The organism is Pseudomonas sp. IT-P74, from assembly GCF_949768175.1.
In the GTDB taxonomy this organism is placed as follows: domain Bacteria; phylum Pseudomonadota; class Gammaproteobacteria; order Pseudomonadales; family Pseudomonadaceae; genus Aquipseudomonas.
In genome coordinates this window covers 1-16,259 of the sequence record NZ_CATKQD010000044.1, presented here as the reverse complement: position 1 = coordinate 16,259, position 16,259 = coordinate 1, and the positions used below count along the sequence as shown (strand labels likewise).

Annotated in this window: 19 protein-coding genes; 1 reads left to right on the top strand and 18 read right to left on the bottom strand. The window is 59.8% G+C overall.

The genetic code is table 11. From position 1 onward, the window contains the following. Positions 1-127: 127 nt before the first annotated feature. The 18 genes from bamB to trmJ form a co-directional block, all read right to left on the bottom strand. Positions 128-1,279 carry an outer membrane protein assembly factor BamB gene (gene bamB, locus ACM6J5_RS18595; RefSeq protein ID WP_095945777.1) on the bottom strand — a complete coding sequence of 384 codons (1,152 nt, stop codon included), beginning with the start codon at positions 1,277-1,279 and terminating at the stop codon, positions 128-130. After that, positions 1,272-1,913 carry a YfgM family protein gene (locus ACM6J5_RS18590; RefSeq protein WP_414929114.1) on the bottom strand — a complete coding sequence of 214 codons (642 nt, stop codon included), beginning with the start codon at positions 1,911-1,913 and terminating at the stop codon, positions 1,272-1,274. The genes bamB and ACM6J5_RS18590 overlap by 8 nt, the downstream gene beginning before the upstream one ends. A gap of 41 nt (positions 1,914-1,954) precedes the next feature. Next, positions 1,955-3,244, bottom strand: a complete 1,290-nt coding sequence (hisS, locus tag ACM6J5_RS18585) for a histidine--tRNA ligase (RefSeq protein WP_046040930.1) — start codon at positions 3,242-3,244, stop codon at positions 1,955-1,957. A 37-nt stretch (positions 3,245-3,281) separates the two neighbouring features. Then, positions 3,282-4,391 (bottom strand): flavodoxin-dependent (E)-4-hydroxy-3-methylbut-2-enyl-diphosphate synthase, encoded by a 1,110-nt coding sequence (ispG, locus tag ACM6J5_RS18580; protein WP_003185136.1) that lies wholly within the window; start codon positions 4,389-4,391, stop codon positions 3,282-3,284. A gap of 3 nt (positions 4,392-4,394) precedes the next feature. Beyond that, the gene (locus ACM6J5_RS18575; RefSeq protein WP_150674279.1) at positions 4,395-5,405 is read right to left on the bottom strand and encodes a helix-turn-helix domain-containing protein; all 1,011 of its coding nucleotides are present in this window, start codon (positions 5,403-5,405) and stop codon (positions 4,395-4,397) included. Continuing rightward, the gene (pilW, locus tag ACM6J5_RS18570) at positions 5,405-6,163 is read right to left on the bottom strand and encodes a type IV pilus biogenesis/stability protein PilW (RefSeq protein ID WP_414929113.1); all 759 of its coding nucleotides are present in this window, start codon (positions 6,161-6,163) and stop codon (positions 5,405-5,407) included. Before pilW ends, ACM6J5_RS18575 begins: the two co-directional genes overlap by 1 nt. A gap of 16 nt (positions 6,164-6,179) precedes the next feature. Next, complete coding sequence (rlmN, locus tag ACM6J5_RS18565; protein WP_056721259.1) at positions 6,180-7,322, bottom strand: 23S rRNA (adenine(2503)-C(2))-methyltransferase RlmN; 1,143 nt, start codon at positions 7,320-7,322, stop codon at positions 6,180-6,182. 28 nt (positions 7,323-7,350) lie between these two features. Further along, entirely contained in the window at positions 7,351-7,776 is a 426-nt protein-coding gene (gene ndk / locus ACM6J5_RS18560) for a nucleoside-diphosphate kinase (protein ID WP_007903599.1), read from the bottom strand. A gap of 88 nt (positions 7,777-7,864) precedes the next feature. Next, a complete protein-coding gene (iscX, locus tag ACM6J5_RS18555) occupies positions 7,865-8,065 on the bottom strand; it encodes a Fe-S cluster assembly protein IscX (RefSeq protein ID WP_007973999.1) in 201 nt (66 codons plus the stop codon). Positions 8,066-8,079: 14 nt separating this feature from the next. Further along, positions 8,080-8,421 (bottom strand): ISC system 2Fe-2S type ferredoxin, encoded by a 342-nt coding sequence (fdx, locus tag ACM6J5_RS18550; RefSeq protein ID WP_020795601.1) that lies wholly within the window; start codon positions 8,419-8,421, stop codon positions 8,080-8,082. A gap of 2 nt (positions 8,422-8,423) precedes the next feature. After that, the gene (gene hscA, locus ACM6J5_RS18545; RefSeq protein ID WP_095945781.1) at positions 8,424-10,286 is read right to left on the bottom strand and encodes a Fe-S protein assembly chaperone HscA; all 1,863 of its coding nucleotides are present in this window, start codon (positions 10,284-10,286) and stop codon (positions 8,424-8,426) included. Between the two features lie 51 nt (positions 10,287-10,337). Next, a complete protein-coding gene (gene hscB / locus ACM6J5_RS18540) occupies positions 10,338-10,859 on the bottom strand; it encodes a co-chaperone HscB (protein WP_046040913.1) in 522 nt (173 codons plus the stop codon). An 8-nt stretch (positions 10,860-10,867) separates the two neighbouring features. Then, a complete protein-coding gene (iscA, locus tag ACM6J5_RS18535) occupies positions 10,868-11,191 on the bottom strand; it encodes an iron-sulfur cluster assembly protein IscA (RefSeq protein WP_003227904.1) in 324 nt (107 codons plus the stop codon). A 27-nt stretch (positions 11,192-11,218) separates the two neighbouring features. Further along, complete coding sequence (iscU, locus tag ACM6J5_RS18530; RefSeq protein WP_056721266.1) at positions 11,219-11,605, bottom strand: Fe-S cluster assembly scaffold IscU; 387 nt, start codon at positions 11,603-11,605, stop codon at positions 11,219-11,221. 101 nt (positions 11,606-11,706) lie between these two features. Beyond that, on the bottom strand, positions 11,707-12,921 hold the full coding sequence (locus ACM6J5_RS18525) for an IscS subfamily cysteine desulfurase (RefSeq protein WP_095945782.1): 1,215 nt from the start codon (positions 12,919-12,921) through the stop codon (positions 11,707-11,709). A gap of 50 nt (positions 12,922-12,971) precedes the next feature. Continuing rightward, on the bottom strand, positions 12,972-13,463 hold the full coding sequence (iscR, locus tag ACM6J5_RS18520; protein ID WP_003227911.1) for a Fe-S cluster assembly transcriptional regulator IscR: 492 nt from the start codon (positions 13,461-13,463) through the stop codon (positions 12,972-12,974). A gap of 238 nt (positions 13,464-13,701) precedes the next feature. Then, a complete protein-coding gene (cysE, locus tag ACM6J5_RS18515) occupies positions 13,702-14,478 on the bottom strand; it encodes a serine O-acetyltransferase (protein WP_095945783.1) in 777 nt (258 codons plus the stop codon). Positions 14,479-14,480: 2 nt separating this feature from the next. Next, a complete protein-coding gene (gene trmJ, locus ACM6J5_RS18510; RefSeq protein WP_414929112.1) occupies positions 14,481-15,251 on the bottom strand; it encodes a tRNA (cytosine(32)/uridine(32)-2'-O)-methyltransferase TrmJ in 771 nt (256 codons plus the stop codon). Between the two features lie 146 nt (positions 15,252-15,397). Here trmJ and suhB point away from each other — a divergent pair, with 146 nt between their 5' ends. Further along, positions 15,398-16,216 (top strand): inositol-phosphate phosphatase, encoded by an 819-nt coding sequence (gene suhB, locus ACM6J5_RS18505; protein ID WP_008053258.1) that lies wholly within the window; start codon positions 15,398-15,400, stop codon positions 16,214-16,216. Positions 16,217-16,259 lie beyond the last annotated feature (43 nt).

Below are 16,259 nucleotides of genomic sequence, written 5' to 3'. Positions count from 1 at the left end.
AAACGCCAGGGCACCGCGTTTATTCAGGACGCAAACGTAATCGTTGACGTCCATCGCGAGCAGGCTCGCTCCCACATTCATACCCACAAGTGAAGCAGCCTGGGGTGGTTAACCCCAAGCATAGTTCTTACTTGATGGTCAGGGCTTCCAGTTTGCCACTGTTGCCATACACATAAATCGTGTCACCCACCACCAGCGGACGGGCGCGCAGGCCGTCGCTGTCGATGCGCTCGCGGCCGACGAAACGACCGTCCACCTGACTCAGCAGGTGCAGGTAACCTTCCAGGTCACCGACTGCAACGTAGCTGGAGAACACTTCCGGAGCCGACAGTTGACGGCGGGCCAGCGAGTCGTTGCTCCACAACGCTGTGGTGGAACGCTCGTCGACGCCTTCAACGGTGCCCGAAGACAGGCTCACGTACACGGTACCGAAACCCTGGGCGACACCGGCATAGCTGGAAGCATCACGCTGCCAGAGCTGACGGCCGCTTTGCAGGTCCAGAGCGGCAACGCGCCCCTGATAGCTGGCGACATACAGCGTCTCGCCCGACAGCAGCAAGCCACCGTCGATGTCGACCACGCGTTCCAGCTCCGAACGACCTTGCGGGATCGCTACGCGCTGTTCCCACACCGGTACGCCGTTGGTGATGTCCACGGCAACCACTTTACCGGTCGACAGGCCAGCCACCGCGAGACGGTTGGTCACGATCGGCGCACTGGTACCGCGCAGGGTCAGTACCGCAGGCGTACTGTCATAGATCCAGCGACGGTCACCGGTGGAGGCATCCAGACCGATCAGACGATCGTCCTGGGTCTGAACCACCACGACGTCGCCGTTGTTGGCTGGCGGCGCCAATACTTCGCTGGACACGCGAGCGCGCCACTTTTCTTCACCGTTGATCGCGTCCAGGGCAACGATTTCACCCTTGATCGTACCAATGGTGACCAGACCGTAACCGACACCAACGGCGCCGGAGACAGGCAGTTCGAGGTCTTTCTTCCACTTGACGTCGCCGGTGTTGCGGTCCATCGCCATCAACACGCCAGTGACGTCGGCGGCATAGATGGTATCGCCATCGATGGCCGGAACCAGCATGTTGTAGGTTTCGCCCTGACCGTCACCGATCGAACGACTCCACTGCTTTTGCAGAACCACTTCTTCTTTGAAGTCGACCAGTTCGGCCGGAGGCAGTTCTTTTTTGCTGTTGCTGCTGCAACCCGCGGCCAAAATGGCCAGGGCCAGCAATGCTGCATGTTTCCAACGAATCACGTCACGCATCCCCTTTGGCCAGGTCGTCCAGCTTGATTTGCAGGCCACCGACCGCCGCTTCATCCGACAGTGCCGCCTTGGCTTTTTGATACGCCGCGCTCGCCTCGTCGGTACGACCCAACTGCACCAGCAGGTCGCCCTTGAGTTCTTCGCGAGTGGCCAGGAATGCCTTGTCGGCAACGCCTTCGAGCAGCTTCAGTGCTTCGTCGGCCTTGTTCTGCGCACCGAGCACCTGAGCCAGACGCTGACGGGCGATTTCGCCCAGCGCCGGGTTGGCCGGTTTGGCAACAATAGCTTTGAGCTCGCTGGCCGCGTCGTCCAGCTTGCCGCTGTCGACCGCCACCTTGGCCACGAACAGGCTGCCGTACTGCGCATAGGCGCTGCCGCCGAACTCGCTGTTGAGCTTGCCGGCCAGGTCCGAAACACGGGCCGCATCAGGCTTGCCGTCAGGCGTCAGCGTGGTTTCGAGCAATTGCTGATAGAGAATCGAGGCGCCTTGCGACTGATTGCTCTGATACTTCTGGAACGCCTGCCAGCCGAACACGATGACCAGCGCCAACAGGCCACCAGTGACCAGGGGCTTACCGTTGCGTGACCACCATTCCTTCAGTTCCATCAAATGTTCGTCTTCGGTACTCGACACCCCAATACTCCTTAATCGCTAATTCGGCTGTTTAGACAGCTTCAACCCTGCACGACGCAGGTGGCCAGGTGTGCAGCAAGCGCATCCCAGGCAATGCTTTGTTGTTCGCCCTGGCCACGCAGGGGTTTGAAACCTACCACTTGCTGGGCCATTTCGTCGTCACCGAGGATCAGCGCGTACAGCGCACCGCTCTTGTCGGCCTTCTTGAACTGGCTTTTGAAACTGCCGGCGCCGGCATTCACTTGCAGGCGCAGGTTGGGCAACTGGTCACGAACGCGCTCCGCCAGGGTCAGGCCAGCCAGTTCGGCGGCTTCACCGAAGGCGCAGAGGTAGACGTCGACCTGACGGGAGATCTCTTGCGGAATCTGCTCCAGGGTTTCCAGCAGCAGGACCAGGCGTTCGATGCCCATGGCAAAGCCAACGCCGGCGGTCGGCTTGCCGCCCATCTGCTCCACCAGACCGTCGTAACGACCACCGGCACACACGGTGCCCTGGGCGCCGAGCTTGTCGGTGACCCATTCGAAAACGGTCTTGCTGTAGTAATCCAGCCCGCGAACCAGCTTCGGGTTGATCACGTAAGGAATGCCGGCGGCGTCCAGGCGAGCCTTGAGGCCCTCGAAATGCACGCGGGATTCTTCGTCGAGGTAGTCGGCCATTTTCGGCGCATCGACCAGAATTGCCTGCGTCTCGGCGTTCTTGGTGTCCAGGACGCGCAACGGGTTGGTCTTCAGGCGGCGCTGGCTGTCTTCGTCCAGCTTGTCCAGGTGTTGCGACAGGAACTCGACCAGCGCTTCACGATAACGGCCACGGGACTCGCTGGTACCCAGGCTGTTCAGTTCGAGCTTGACCGCATCGCGGATGCCCAGTTCGCCCCACAGGCGCCAGGTCAGCACGATCAGCTCGGCGTCGATGTCCGGACCGTCGAGGTTGAACACCTCCACACCGATCTGGTGAAACTGGCGATAACGGCCTTTCTGCGGACGCTCGTGGCGAAACATCGGGCCGATGTACCAGAGTTTCTGAACCTGGCCGCCGCCGGTGATGCCGTGTTCCAGTACCGCGCGCACACAGGCCGCCGTGCCTTCGGGGCGCAGGGTCAGGGAGTCGCCGTTGCGGTCGTCGAAGGTGTACATCTCTTTTTCGACGATGTCGGTCACTTCACCGATGGAACGCTTGAACAGTTCGGTGAACTCGACGATCGGCATGCGGATCTGCTTGTAACCATAGTTATCCAGCAGGCGCGAAACGGTGCCTTCGAAATGACGCCACAGGGGAGTCTGTTCGGGCAGGATGTCGTTCATGCCACGAATGGCTTGCAATGACTTGCTCACTTTAAATCCTTAAATTCATTCGGCTCTACAGTCAGGTTCAGCCGCGCGCGATAACGGCAGCGTCAGCTTCGACCTTTTCGGCCGCTTTCTGGCGGATCAAGCGTTCAAGCTCATCCACCAGATTGTCATTCGTCAGCTTCTGCGACGGCTTGCCGTCGATGTAAATCAGGTTCGGCGTGCCGCCGGTCAAGCCGATATGGGCTTCCTTGGCTTCACCCGGGCCGTTGACCACACAACCGATGACCGCAACATCCAGCGGCACCAGCAAATCCTCGAGGCGCCCTTCCAGCTCATTCATGGTCTTGACCACATCGAAGTTCTGCCGCGAGCAACTCGGGCAGGCGATGAAGTTGATGCCACGGGAACGCAGGTGCAGGGATTTGAGAATGTCGTAGCCGACTTTCACTTCCTCGACCGGGTCGGCCGCCAACGAGATGCGGATAGTATCGCCAATCCCTTCGGCGAGCAGCATACCGAGGCCCACGGCAGATTTCACCGTGCCGGAACGCAAACCACCGGCTTCGGTGATGCCCAGGTGCAGTGGCTGGACGATTTCCTTGGCCAGCAAGCGGTAGGCTTCGACGGCCATGAACACGTCGGAGGCCTTCACGCTGACCTTGAAGTCCTGGAAGTTCAGGCGTTCAAGGTGTTCGACGTGGCGCAAGGCAGACTCGACCAGCGCAGCCGGGGTCGGCTCGCCGTATTTCTTTTGCAGGTCTTTTTCCAGGGAACCGGCATTGACGCCGATACGGATCGGGATCCCGCGGTCACGGGCGGCATCCACCACCGCACGCACACGGTCTTCGCGACCGATGTTGCCCGGGTTGATCCGCAGGCAATCGACACCCAGTTCGGCTACGCGCAAAGCGATCCGGTAGTCGAAGTGAATGTCGGCAACCAAGGGTACTTTGACCAGCTGCTTGATCTTGCCGAAAGCTTCGGCGGCGTCCATGTCCGGTACGGAAACCCGCACGATATCGACGCCGGCCGCTTCCAGGCGATTGATTTGCGCGACCGTGGCCGCGACATCGTTGGTGTCGCTGTTGGTCATGCTCTGCACAGCGATAGGCGCATCGCCGCCAACAGGCACGTTACCGACCCAGATCTTGCGGGATTCGCGACGTTTGATTGGAGATTCGCCGTGCATGACTTATTGACCCAACTTCAGGCGAGCAGTCTCGCCACTGGTGAACGGAGCGACATCGACCGGCTGGCCGTTGTAGCTGACCTGAGCGCCGCGGGCAAAGCCCAGACGCACGGCAAACGGTGGTTTGCCATTGACTGCCAGGCTGTCGCCTTTGCGTTTGAGACCGCTGAACAGCACCTTGCCGCTACCGTCGGTCACTTGTGTCCAGCAATCGGAGGTGAACTGCACCTGAACCTGGCCTTGACCGGCCACCGACGCGGCTGGCGCTGGAGCAACAGGGGCTATCGGTGTAGTCGCCACCGGGGCCGGAACGACTGGAGCTGCCGGAGCCGGAGTTACCGGGGTCACCGGCGCTGCGACAACAGGCGCGGCTGGCGTGGTCGGCGCTGCCGGAGCGGCTGGCGCAGTCGCTTGAGCCGGTTCTGGTGCTTCAGCCGGAGCATCAGCCTGTGGCAGCGCGAGGGCGGTTCCGCCTTCGGATTGACCTTCCGCGACGGCCTGGTCTTCCGGCTCGTCCAGCGGGTGAATCTGAGTCGTACCGTCGGCGCCTTCGACTTCTACGTGCTCGGGTGCCAGACCGATCAGGTCCTTGGTGCGCATCGAGGTCTGATCCTGCCACCAGACGAAACCGCCACCGATCACCGCGACCAGCAACAGCAGGCTGACGATTCGCAAAATGGTGTGTGAAACCCGCACCGGCTCTTCAATACGACCCAGGCTGTGAACATTGCTGCCCTGGGAATCGGTACCGGTGGATTGATCGAATTGCCGGACCAGAACGGCCTGGTCCATGCCGAGCAATTTGGCATAGGCACGAATGTAACCGCGGGCAAAGGTATGCCCGGGCAGCTTGTCGAAGGCGCCGGCTTCCAGATTGCTCAGGGAAGTGGTGGTGAGGTTGAGCTTGAGGGCCACTTCGGCCAGCGACCAGCCATTGCTTTCGCGGGCCTGGCGCAAGGTCTCACCGGGGTTTACGCGATTCGCTGCTACAACTTCGGGATGCGCCGCTTTCATCATTGCTCCGACAGGTATTGCTGATATTCCGGCGTACCGGGATAGAGTCTTTTTAGTTGCAGGCCTTTGCTTGCGGCCTTGTCGCGGTCTTCGAACACTTTTGCCAGCCGAACGCCGAGCAATAGACTACGTGCATTTTGCTCGGAGAGCTGGCTAAAACGGTCGTAATAGTCACGCGCGGGCACATAATGCCTGTCTTCGTAAGACAACTCAGCCATTTCCAGCAATGCACGTGGTTGTTGGTGGTTCAGGCGCAGGGCTTTTTCCAGTTGCTGTTGGGCCAGATCCCGCTGACCGAGCATTGCAGCGGTCATGCCCAGGTTCTCGAACACCCGCGAACGCTCAGGATACAGGGTATCGGCAGCGGCTTGTTCAAAGCGATCGTAGGCTTCGCTGTAACGCTTCTGCTCGAACAAAAAACTGCCGTAGTTATTGAGGATCCGTGCATCGGCGGGACGGGAAGACAGTGCCTTGCGAAAATGCTCGTCGGCAAGCTCCGGTTCCATCTCGGCCTGGAACACCAGCCCCAGCGCCGCGTTGGCATCAGGATCGGAGCTATCGAGCTCCAACGCTTTCTTCAGTGGGACCTTGGCACGCTCGGTCATGCCTTGTTGCAAATACCCGATACCGAGTTGCACGTACGCCTCACGCGCTTCATCACGGCCCTTGCTGGTCTTCATCGGGTTGTAATCGCCCGAAAGCACGCAGCCAGCACACAGGCTGGCCAACAGCAAAAGCAGCGCAAAGCGCAGGGACATAGAGATCCTCTCTTGGTTATTTCGCGGCGTCTTGCGCTACATCGTTTTCGGCGTTCAGTTCACGCACGGCGATATAACGTTCGCTGCGACGGGTGCGATCCAGCACCTGCCCTACCAGTTGACCACATGCGGCGTCGATGTCTTCACCACGGGTGGTACGGACGGTGACATTGAAACCTGCATGGTGAAGCTGATCCTGAAAGCGACGAATCGCATTATTGCTCGGGCGCTCGTAACCGGAGTGCGGGAACGGGTTGAACGGGATCAGGTTGATCTTGCACGGAATATTCTTCAGCAGCTCGATCATTTCCACCGCGTGCTCGACCTTGTCATTGATGTCTTTGAGCAAGGTGTATTCGATGGTCAGCACGCGCTTTTCGCCGAGATTCGACATATAGCGCTGGCACGACTCGAGCAGCATCTTAAGCGGATACTTCTTGTTGATCGGCACCAATTGGTTACGCAATGCGTCATTCGGTGCGTGCAGGGACAACGCCAGGGAGACGTCGATGTGCTTGGACAGCTCATCGATCATCGGCACCACGCCGGAGGTCGACAGGGTCACGCGGCGTTTGGAAATGCCGTAGCCCAGGTCGTCCATCATCAGATGCATGGCCGCGACGACGTTGTCGAAGTTCAGCAGCGGCTCACCCATGCCCATCATCACCACGTTGGTGATGGCACGGTCGACGGTTGCCGGGACGCTGCCAAAGGATTTGTTGGCAATCCACACCTGGCCGATGACTTCGGCGGCGGTGAGGTTGCTATTGAAGCCTTGCTTGCCGGTGGAGCAGAAACTGCAATCCAGGGCACAGCCTGCCTGGGACGAAACGCACAAGGTGCCGCGTTTGCCCTGGGGAATGTACACGGTCTCGACGCAGCTGCCGGACGCCACGCGCACCACCCACTTGCGGGTGCCGTCGCTGGAGATGTCCTCGCTGACCACTTCCGGACCACGGACCTCGGCAACAGTCTTGAGCTTTTCGCGCAAGGCCTTGCTGACGTTCGTCATGGCATCGAAATCATCGACACCAAAGTGGTGAATCCATTTCATTACCTGACCGGCACGGAAACGCTTCTCCCCGATTGAGTCGAAGAATTTTTCCATTTCCAGCTGAGTCAGACCCAGCAGGTTAGTTTTTACAGTCGATGTAGTCATGGATTCACCTTCACTCTTAAGCCAATGCTTAGCGAGTGGTTACTTCAGTAGCTGCGAAGAAGTACGAGATTTCGCGAGCGGCAGCGGCTTCGGAGTCCGAACCGTGTACAGCGTTGGCGTCGATGGAGTCAGCGAAGTCAGCACGGATGGTGCCGGCAGCAGCTTCTTTAGGGTTGGTAGCGCCCATCAGCTCACGGTTCAGAGCGATAGCGTTTTCGCCTTCCAGAACCTGAACGACAACCGGACCGGAGATCATGAAAGCAACCAGGTCGTTGAAGAAACCACGAGCGCTGTGCTCAGCGTAGAAGCCTTCAGCTTCGGCTTTGGACAGTTGCTTCAGTTTCGAAGCTACAACGCGCAGGCCAGCTTTTTCGAAACGAGTGGTGATCTCGCCGATCACGTTTTTAGCAACGGCGTCAGGCTTGATGATGGAGAAAGTACGTTGAACAGCCATGGTGTAACTCCAGAAACGGTAATTTACGAAAAATTAAACCCGCGAATTATACGCGGGTTCTCGGGTATTGCCTAACCTGCGGCGTGGCTCAGTCGCGTTCTTCGATCCAGTGGGCCTGAATGGCCTCCAGGATCTTTTCGCCACAATGCTCAGGCATGTCGTCGAAATCGGGTAGTTCCATCACCCATTTACGCAGATCGACGAAGTTGACCGACATAGGGTCCACGTCGGGCTTGCTTTCAGCCAGCTGGATCGCGATCTCCAGCACATCAGTCCACTTGAGTTTCATGACAATTCCTTGAATCAGTGCGGTGCTTCGGCTGCGTGGTTGAGCGAGTACTTCGGAATCTCGACGGTCAGGTCTTCGGTGCCGACCTTGGCCTGGCACCCCAGACGAGACTCGCGTTCAAGACCCCAAGCCTTGTCAAGGTAGTCCTCTTCCAGCTCGTCAGCCTCTTCCAGCGAGTCGAAACCCTCGCGAATGATGCAGTGGCAGGTAGTGCAGGCGCAGACGCCGCCACAGGCGCTTTCCATCTCGATGTGGTGCTCGTGGGCCAGCTCGAGGATGGAAATCCCCGGCTCAGCCTCAACAACCATGCCTTCGGGGCAAAACTTCTCGTGTGGCAGAAAAATGACCTGCGGCATCGTTATTCCTCAATCTCATTCAGGTTGCGCCCCGCCAGCGCGGCTTTCACCGTCGAGTCCAGGCGGCGGGCAGCAAAGGCGTCGGTCACTTGCGACAGACGCTTGGTCTGCTGCTCGATGGCGTAACCATCGGTACCTTTCATCAGTTCGGTCAGTTCCTGCACCTGCATGTCGATGACCAGGCGCTCTTCGGCGTCGAGCAAGCGCTCGCCATCGGCCTCCAGAGCAGCCTGCACCGCCTCGATCAGGCGCTGGGCGTCGACCTGCTGCTCACGCAATACACGGGCAACCTTGTCGTCATTGGCGTGCTGGAACGAATCCTTGAGCATTTTGGCGATTTCGCCGTCGGTCAGGCCATAGGACGGCTTGACCTGAATGCTCGCCTCAACGCCCGAACCCAGTTCCCGAGCGGAAACGCTCAGCAGACCATCGGCATCGACCTGGAAGGTCACGCGAATCTTCGCCGCACCAGCCACCATCGCCGGAATGCCGCGCAGCTCGAAGCGCGCCAGGGAGCGGCAGTCGCTGATCAGCTCGCGCTCGCCCTGCAATACGTGGATGGCCATGGCCGACTGGCCGTCTTTGTAAGTGGTGAAGTCCTGAGCGCGGGCGACGGGGATGGTGGTGTTGCGCGGAATCACCTTCTCCATCAGGCCGCCCATGGTTTCCAGCCCCAGGGACAGCGGAATCACGTCGAGCAGCAGCAGTTCGTCGCCGTCGCGCTTGTTGCCGGCCAGGGTATCGGCCTGGATCGCAGCACCGATGGCGACCACTTGATCCGGGTCGATTTCAGTCAGCGGCTGGCGACCGAAGGCTTCGGCAACGGCTTCGCGAACGCGAGGCACACGAGTCGAACCACCGACCATGACCACGGCATGCACGTCGTCCAGTTCGATACCGGAGTCGCGAACGGCGCGGCGGCAGGCTTTCAGGCTGCGAGCGACCATCGGCTCGATCAGCGCATTGAAGGCTTCGCGGGTCAGCTCGGCTTTCCAGTCGCCATGGGCCACTTCAACGGCCGCCGCATTGGTCAGGGCTTCCTTGGCCGTACAGGCAGTTTGCAGCAAATTGCGTTGCGCGCCCGGATCGAGATCGGCGGACAGGCCGGCGCTCTCGATGATCCAGCCAGCGATTGCGTGGTCGAAGTCATCACCACCCAGGGCGCTGTCGCCACCGGTAGCCAAAACCTCGAAGACACCGCCGGTCAGGCGCAGAATCGAAATATCGAAGGTACCGCCGCCCAGGTCGTAGATCGCGACCAGGCCTTCGGCGTGCTGGTCCAGGCCGTAAGCCACGGCTGCAGCGGTCGGCTCATTGAGCAAGCGCAGCACGTTCAGACCGGCCAGCTTGGCCGCGTCCTTGGTGGCTTGACGCTGGGCGTCGTCGAAATAGGCCGGAACGGTGATGACCGCACCCACCAATTCACCACCCAGAGTCGCTTCAGCGCGCTGGCGCAGGACCTTGAGGATGTCGGCGGACACTTCCACCGGGCTTTTCGGGCCCTGGATCGTCTCGATGAACGGCATGTGCGACTCGCCACCGACAAAGCGGTACGGCAACTGATCACCCAGCTGCTTGACGTCGGACAGACCACGACCCATCAAGCGCTTGACCGACAGCACGGTGTTCAACGGATCGGTGGCGGCGGCCAGCCTGGCGGATTCGCCAACCTCGACGCGATCGGCGTGGTAGCGCACGGCAGACGGCAGGATGACCCGCCCTTCTGCGTCGGCAAGCGGCTCGGAAAGACCACTGCGCAATGCAGCGACCAGCGAATTGGTAGTGCCCAAGTCGATCCCCACAGCCAGACGACGCTGGTGCGGTTGAGGACTTTGGCCGGGTTCGGCGATCTGCAGTAGGGCCATCGTTATCAGGACTTATCTGTATATCAGGCGTGCGACCGGAGCGGCACTGGGTTAATCGTCGAGGCGCTCTTCTAACTGGCGCACTTCGTAGGTGAGCTTGTCGAGGAACTGCATGCGCCGCATCAGGCGTTCGGCCTGTTCACGGTGAGCGGCATCGTTCCAGCAAGCTGCGAAGCTTTGGTTCAGTTCATCCTGGGCAGCCTTCAGGCGACGCTTGAAGACGGCAACGCCATTGAGGTCGGCGCTGTCCTGCAGGTCTTCGAGCTCTTCACGCAACTCCATCTGCTGCAGAAGGAACTCCGGATCATGCACCGTGACCTCCAGCGGCAGTTCGCCACCATTCAGGGCGAGCAGGTAACGCGCGCGCTTGGGCGGACTCTTGAGCGTCTGGTAGGCCTCGTTGAGGCTCGCCGATTGCTCCAGCGCCAAGCGCTGCTCACGCTCGGAAGCGTCGGCAAAGCGGTCCGGATGAACACTGCGCGCCAACTCACGGTAGCGCGTAGCCAGCTGATCGAGGTCCAGATCGAAACTCGGCTGCAGCTCAAATAAAGCGAAATGACAAGGAGTACCCACGACAAGCCTCAGATGTTGAAGCTTTCGCCGCAGCCACATTCACCGCGCACGTTGGGGTTGTTGAACTTGAAGCCTTCGTTCAACCCTTCCTTGACGAAATCGAGCTCGGTGCCGTCCAGGTAGGCCAGGCTTTTCGGGTCGATGATCACTTTTTCGCCGTGACTTTCGAACACCTGGTCCTCTGCAACCACCTCGTCGACAAACTCCAGCACGTAGGCAAGGCCGGAACAGCCTGTGGTGCGAACACCCAGACGAATCCCTTCACCTTTGCCGCGCCCGTCGAGGGAGCGCCGCACGTGTCGAGCAGCCGCTTCTGTCATGCTGATAGCCATCGGTGACTCCTTACTCGTCGCCAAAAATCAGATCAAGCCTTTCTTCTGCTTGTAATCGCGAACAGCCGCCTTGATGGCGTCTTCAGCGAGTACCGAGCAGTGAATTTTCACTGGCGGCAGGGCCAGTTCTTCAGCCAGCTGGGTGTTCTTGATGGTTTCCGCTTCGTCCAGGGTCTTGCCCTTCATCCACTCGGTGGCGAGGGAGCTGGAAGCGATAGCCGAACCGCAGCCGTAAGTCTTGAACTTGGCATCTTCGATGATGCCGGCGTCGTTGACCTTGATCTGCAGGCGCATCACGTCACCGCACGCCGGAGCGCCGACCATGCCGGTGCCGACATCAGGATCTTGCGCGTCCATCTTGCCGACGTTGCGCGGGTTTTCGTAGTGGTCGATGACCTTTTCGCTGTAAGCCATGATTCTCAATCCTCACTCATCAGGGCCGCTCTTGAGACCCTGTAGTTACGCTGCGTTTACCGCCGCGCTGCTACAGGACCTGTATCCGGCGGCTTCTTTGTTTAGTGTGCCGCCCACTCGATCTTCGAGATATCGACGCCGTCTTTGTACATGTCCCACAGCGGCGACAAAGCGCGCAGCTTGGTAACGGCCTCGCAGACTTTCTGCGCGGCGTAGTCGATTTCTTCTTCGGTGGTGAAACGGCCGAAGGTGAAGCGGATCGAGCTGTGCGCCAGTTCGTCGTTGCGGCCCAGGGCGCGCAGCACGTACGAAGGCTCAAGGGATGCCGAGGTGCAGGCCGAACCGGACGACACCGCCAGATCCTTGAGCGCCATGATCAGCGACTCGCCTTCAACGTAGTTGAAGCTCAGGTTCAGGTTGTGCGGAACGCGGGCGGTCATGCTGCCGTTGACGTACAGCTCTTCCAGGTGCTCGACCTGCTTGTAGAAGCGGTCGCTCAACGCCTTGATGCGCGCGTTCTCGGCAGCCATGTCTTCCTTGGCTACGCGGAAAGCTTCACCCATGCCGACGATCTGGTGGGTCGCCAGGGTGCCGGAACGCATGCCGCGCTCGTGGCCGCCACCATGCATGGTCGCCTCGATACGTACGCGCGGCTTGCGGCTGACGTACAGGGCGCCGATGCCTTTAGGGCCGTAGGTCTTGTGGGCGGAGAACGACATCATGTCGACTTTCAGCTTCGAAAGGTCGATCTCGACCTTACCGGTGGACTGAGCGGCGTCGACGTGGAACAGGATGCCCTTGGAACGGAGCAGTTCGCCGATCGCTGCGATGTCGTTGATGGTGCCGATTTCGTTGTTCACGTGCATGACCGAAACCAGGATGGTGTCGTCGCGCAGTTCGGCTTCGATCATCTCAGGGGTCACCAGGCCATCGGTACGAGGCTCGATGTAGGTCACTTCGAAACCTTCACGCTCCAGCTGGCGCATGGTGTCCAGGACAGCCTTGTGCTCGATCTTGGTGGTGATCAGGTGCTTGCCCTTGGTGGCATAGAAATGCGCCGCACCCTTGATTGCCAGGTTGTCGGATTCGGTGGCACCGGAGGTCCAGACGATTTCACGCGGGTCGGCGTTGACCAGGTCAGCGACCTGACGACGGGCGTTTTCGACGGACTCTTCGGCTTTCCAGCCGAACACGTGGGAACGGGACGCCGGGTTACCGAAGTTTCCGTCGACCAGCAGGCATTCACTCATTTTTTGCGCAACACGCGGATCAACCGGGGTGGTCGCAGAGTAATCAAGGTAAATCGGCAATTTCATGGACTATCTCCTAAATCAGGCTGGCTGGCGTGCCGCTAGCTCTTCGGCTGTCATTCGACGGCGGACGCTTCAATCTTGTCCAGGCGTGGCGCCTTGCTGTTGCAACGGCGCTGGTCCTGACGCTGGGCTACTTCTTGCACCTCACGGCGAGTCACAAGGTCAGCCAAGCTGATACCGCTCAGAAATTCGTGAATCTGCAGGCTCAGATCGCACCACAAGTGGTGGGTCAGGCAAGTGTCGCCGGAATGGCAATCACCCTGCCCTTGGCATTTGGTTGCATCGACCGATTCGTTCACCGCATCGATCACCTGGGCGACCTGGATGCCCTGCATGTCGCGGGACAGCTGGTAGCCGCCGCCTGGACCACGGACGCTGGACACCAGATTGCTACGGCGCAATTTGGCAAAAAGCTGTTCGAGGTAGGACAGGGAGATGCCTTGGCGCTCGGAGATATCGGCCAGGGACACGGGCCCGTGCTGCGCGTGCAACGCCAAATCGAGCATGGCGGTCACGGCGTATCGGCCTTTTGTAGTCAGTCGCATGGACAATTACCACGGAAATCGGAATGAGGCGAGTATGCAATTCCCGAGTATTTAAGTCAACTATAAGACCTAGTACTTTAGTCAGGATTACCCGCAAAAGAGCGGCAGCATCATAGCAAAGGCTGGCTGTGAACAGCCAGTAATACCGAGTCATCGTTCATCGCGAGCAGGCTCGCTCCTACAGGGGAACGCATTTCAAATGTAGGAGCGAGCCTGCTCGCGATAAGCCCAACTCGGTCTAACTGGCCTGACTCTGATCCTTGTCCTTCACACAGGCAAAGTCTTCTTCACGCAACTCAGGCAGATCTTTCGCACAGTAATTGCTGCCCAAGTCCTTCAACGCTCCGCACATCCCCTCCAGACGCCCATCGACCGCCTGCAGGTGATCAAGCAGTTGACCGATGGCACGCGCCACCGGGTCAGGCATGTCTTCAGTCACGCCATAGGCATCAAAACCGATCTTCTCGGCCATGGCCTTGCGCTTGGCGTCCTGCTCTTCGTCGGGCTTGACGATGATCCGCCCCGGAATACCCACCACAGTGGCGCCCGGCGGCACTTCCTTGGTCACCACGGCGTTGGAACCAACCTTGGCTCCCGCACCAACAGTGAACGGGCCAAGCACCTTGGCGCCGGCACCGACAACGACACCATCACCCAGCGTCGGGTGGCGCTTGCCTTTATTCCAGCTGGTACCACCGAGGGTCACGCCCTGATAAATGGTCACGTCATCGCCGATCTCGGCGGTTTCGCCGATGACAATGCCCATGCCATGGTCAATGAAGAAGCGCCTGCCGACCTTGGCCCCCGGATGGATCTCGATCCCGGTCAACCAGCGCCCGAAGTTCGACACCAGCCGCGCCAGCCACTTCAGGTCCGCGCGCCACAGCATCGCCGACAAACGGTGAATCCAGATGGCATGCATGCCGGGATAGCAGGTCAGGACTTCAAAAGCGTTACGCGCCGCCGGGTCTCGGTGGAATACGCTCTGGATATCTTCACGCAAACGCTCGAACATCATTAATCCTTCCGCTTAAGGAGCTCACCACGGGCCGCTTTCTGGGTTTCCGTGAGGATGCCACGCAAAATATTCATTTCCGCCCGACTGACCGAGCTGCGTCCGTACAACCGGCGCAGGCGCGCCATCAAGTGCCGTGGCTTTTCCGGATCGAGGAATTCGATGGCCACCAGGGTCTGTTCCAGGTGTTCATAGAATCGCTCCAGCTCATCCATGGTCGCAAGCTCGGCGCTTTTGACCGAAGCCACTTCGTCCTTCTCGACCTTGCTCGGCTGACCCTGGGCCGCCAGCCAGGACATGCGCACTTCATAACCCAACACCTGCACCGCCGCCCCAAGGTTCAACGAACTGAACTCCGGGTCTGATGGAATGTGAACGTGATAATGACATCGCTGCAGCTCTTCGTTGGTCAGGCCGGAGTCTTCACGACCGAACACCAAAGCGATTTCCGCGCCCTGCCCGGCTTCCTCGACCACTTTCGTTCCGCATTCGCGGGGATCGAGCAGCGGCCAGGGAATGCGCCGGTCGCGAGCACTGGTGCCAAGCACCAGATTGCAACCGACCAAGGCATCTTCCAAGGTGGCGACGACTTGCGCGTTTTCAAGGATGTCACCGGCACCGGAGGCGCGGGCATCGGCCTCGTGATGCGGGAACACACGAGGCTCGACCAGCACCAGCCGCGACAGCCCCATGTTCTTCATGGCACGCGCAGCCCCGCCGATATTGCCCGGATGGCTGGTATTGACCAGGACGACACGAATGTTTTGCAGCAAGGGAGGCGCTCTCGAACACGATAATCGGGAGCGGAATCTTACAGCTCATCCTACCGTTAAGCCATGAAAGCGAACGCCGTCCTTCTCCTGTAGAAACTTTCTGATAGAATGCCCGGCTTTCTTTAACAACCTTAGGTGACACATCCATGCAGCCCATGCTGAATATCGCGCTGCGCGCCGCCCGCAGCGCCAGTGAATTGATCTTCCGCTCCATCGAGCGCCTGGATACCATCAAGGTCGACGAAAAAGACGCCAAGGATTACGTATCCGAGGTGGATCGCGCCGCCGAACAGAAAATCATCGACGCCCTGCGCAAGGCCTACCCGAATCACTCGATCCTGGGTGAAGAGACCGGCATGCACGCCGGCACCGGCATCGAAGGCGAAGAGTACCTGTGGATCATCGATCCGCTGGATGGCACCACCAACTTCCTGCGCGGCATTCCTCACTTCGCTGTCAGCATTGCCTGCAAATACCGCGGTCGTCTTGAGCACGCTGTTGTTCTGGACCCGGTTCGCCAGGAAGAATTCACCGCCAGCCGTGGTCGCGGCGCTCAACTGAACGGTCGTCGCCTGCGCGTCAGCGGCCGCACCAGCCTGGACGGCGCCCTGCTGGGTACCGGCTTCCCGTTCCGTGACGACCAGATGGACAACCTCGACAACTACCTGGGCATGTTCCGCGCCCTGGTTGGCCAGACTGCCGGCATCCGCCGCGCAGGTTCGGCGAGCCTGGACCTGGCCTACGTGGCCGCCGGCCGTTTCGACGCCTTCTGGGAGTCGGGCCTGTCCGAGTGGGACATGGCTGCAGGCGCCCTGCTGATCCAGGAAGCCGGCGGTTTGGTGAGCGACTTCACCGGCGGTCACGACTTCCTTGAAAAAGGCCACGTCGTTGCCGGTAACACCAAGTGCTTCAAGGCAGTATTGACGGCGATCCAGCCGCACCTGCCGGCCTCGCTGAAGCGCTAAGCTTCCAGCGACAGAAAAAGCACCCTGCGGGGTGCTTTTTTTA

Bases quoted from the DNA above. Each gene is read 5' to 3' on its own strand.
- bamB (WP_095945777.1), bottom strand. From the start codon at position 1,279: ATGCGTGACGTGATTCGTTGGAAACATGCAGCATTGCTGGCCCTGGCC.
- ispG (WP_003185136.1), bottom strand. From the start codon at position 4,391: ATGCACGGCGAATCTCCAATCAAACGTCGCGAATCCCGCAAGATCTGG.
- ACM6J5_RS18575 (WP_150674279.1), bottom strand. From the start codon at position 5,405: ATGAAAGCGGCGCATCCCGAAGTTGTAGCAGCGAATCGCGTAAACCCC.
- pilW (WP_414929113.1), bottom strand. From the start codon at position 6,163: ATGTCCCTGCGCTTTGCGCTGCTTTTGCTGTTGGCCAGCCTGTGTGCT.
- rlmN (WP_056721259.1), bottom strand. From the start codon at position 7,322: ATGACTACATCGACTGTAAAAACTAACCTGCTGGGTCTGACTCAGCTG.
- ndk (WP_007903599.1), bottom strand. From the start codon at position 7,776: ATGGCTGTTCAACGTACTTTCTCCATCATCAAGCCTGACGCCGTTGCT.
- iscX (WP_007973999.1), bottom strand. From the start codon at position 8,065: ATGAAACTCAAGTGGACTGATGTGCTGGAGATCGCGATCCAGCTGGCT.
- fdx (WP_020795601.1), bottom strand. From the start codon at position 8,421: ATGCCGCAGGTCATTTTTCTGCCACACGAGAAGTTTTGCCCCGAAGGC.
- hscA (WP_095945781.1), bottom strand. From the start codon at position 10,286: ATGGCCCTACTGCAGATCGCCGAACCCGGCCAAAGTCCTCAACCGCAC.
- iscA (WP_003227904.1), bottom strand. From the start codon at position 11,191: ATGGCTATCAGCATGACAGAAGCGGCTGCTCGACACGTGCGGCGCTCC.
- iscU (WP_056721266.1), bottom strand. From the start codon at position 11,605: ATGGCTTACAGCGAAAAGGTCATCGACCACTACGAAAACCCGCGCAAC.
- ACM6J5_RS18525 (WP_095945782.1), bottom strand. From the start codon at position 12,921: ATGAAATTGCCGATTTACCTTGATTACTCTGCGACCACCCCGGTTGAT.
- iscR (WP_003227911.1), bottom strand. From the start codon at position 13,463: ATGCGACTGACTACAAAAGGCCGATACGCCGTGACCGCCATGCTCGAT.
- cysE (WP_095945783.1), bottom strand. From the start codon at position 14,478: ATGTTCGAGCGTTTGCGTGAAGATATCCAGAGCGTATTCCACCGAGAC.
- suhB (WP_008053258.1), top strand. From the start codon at position 15,398: ATGCAGCCCATGCTGAATATCGCGCTGCGCGCCGCCCGCAGCGCCAGT.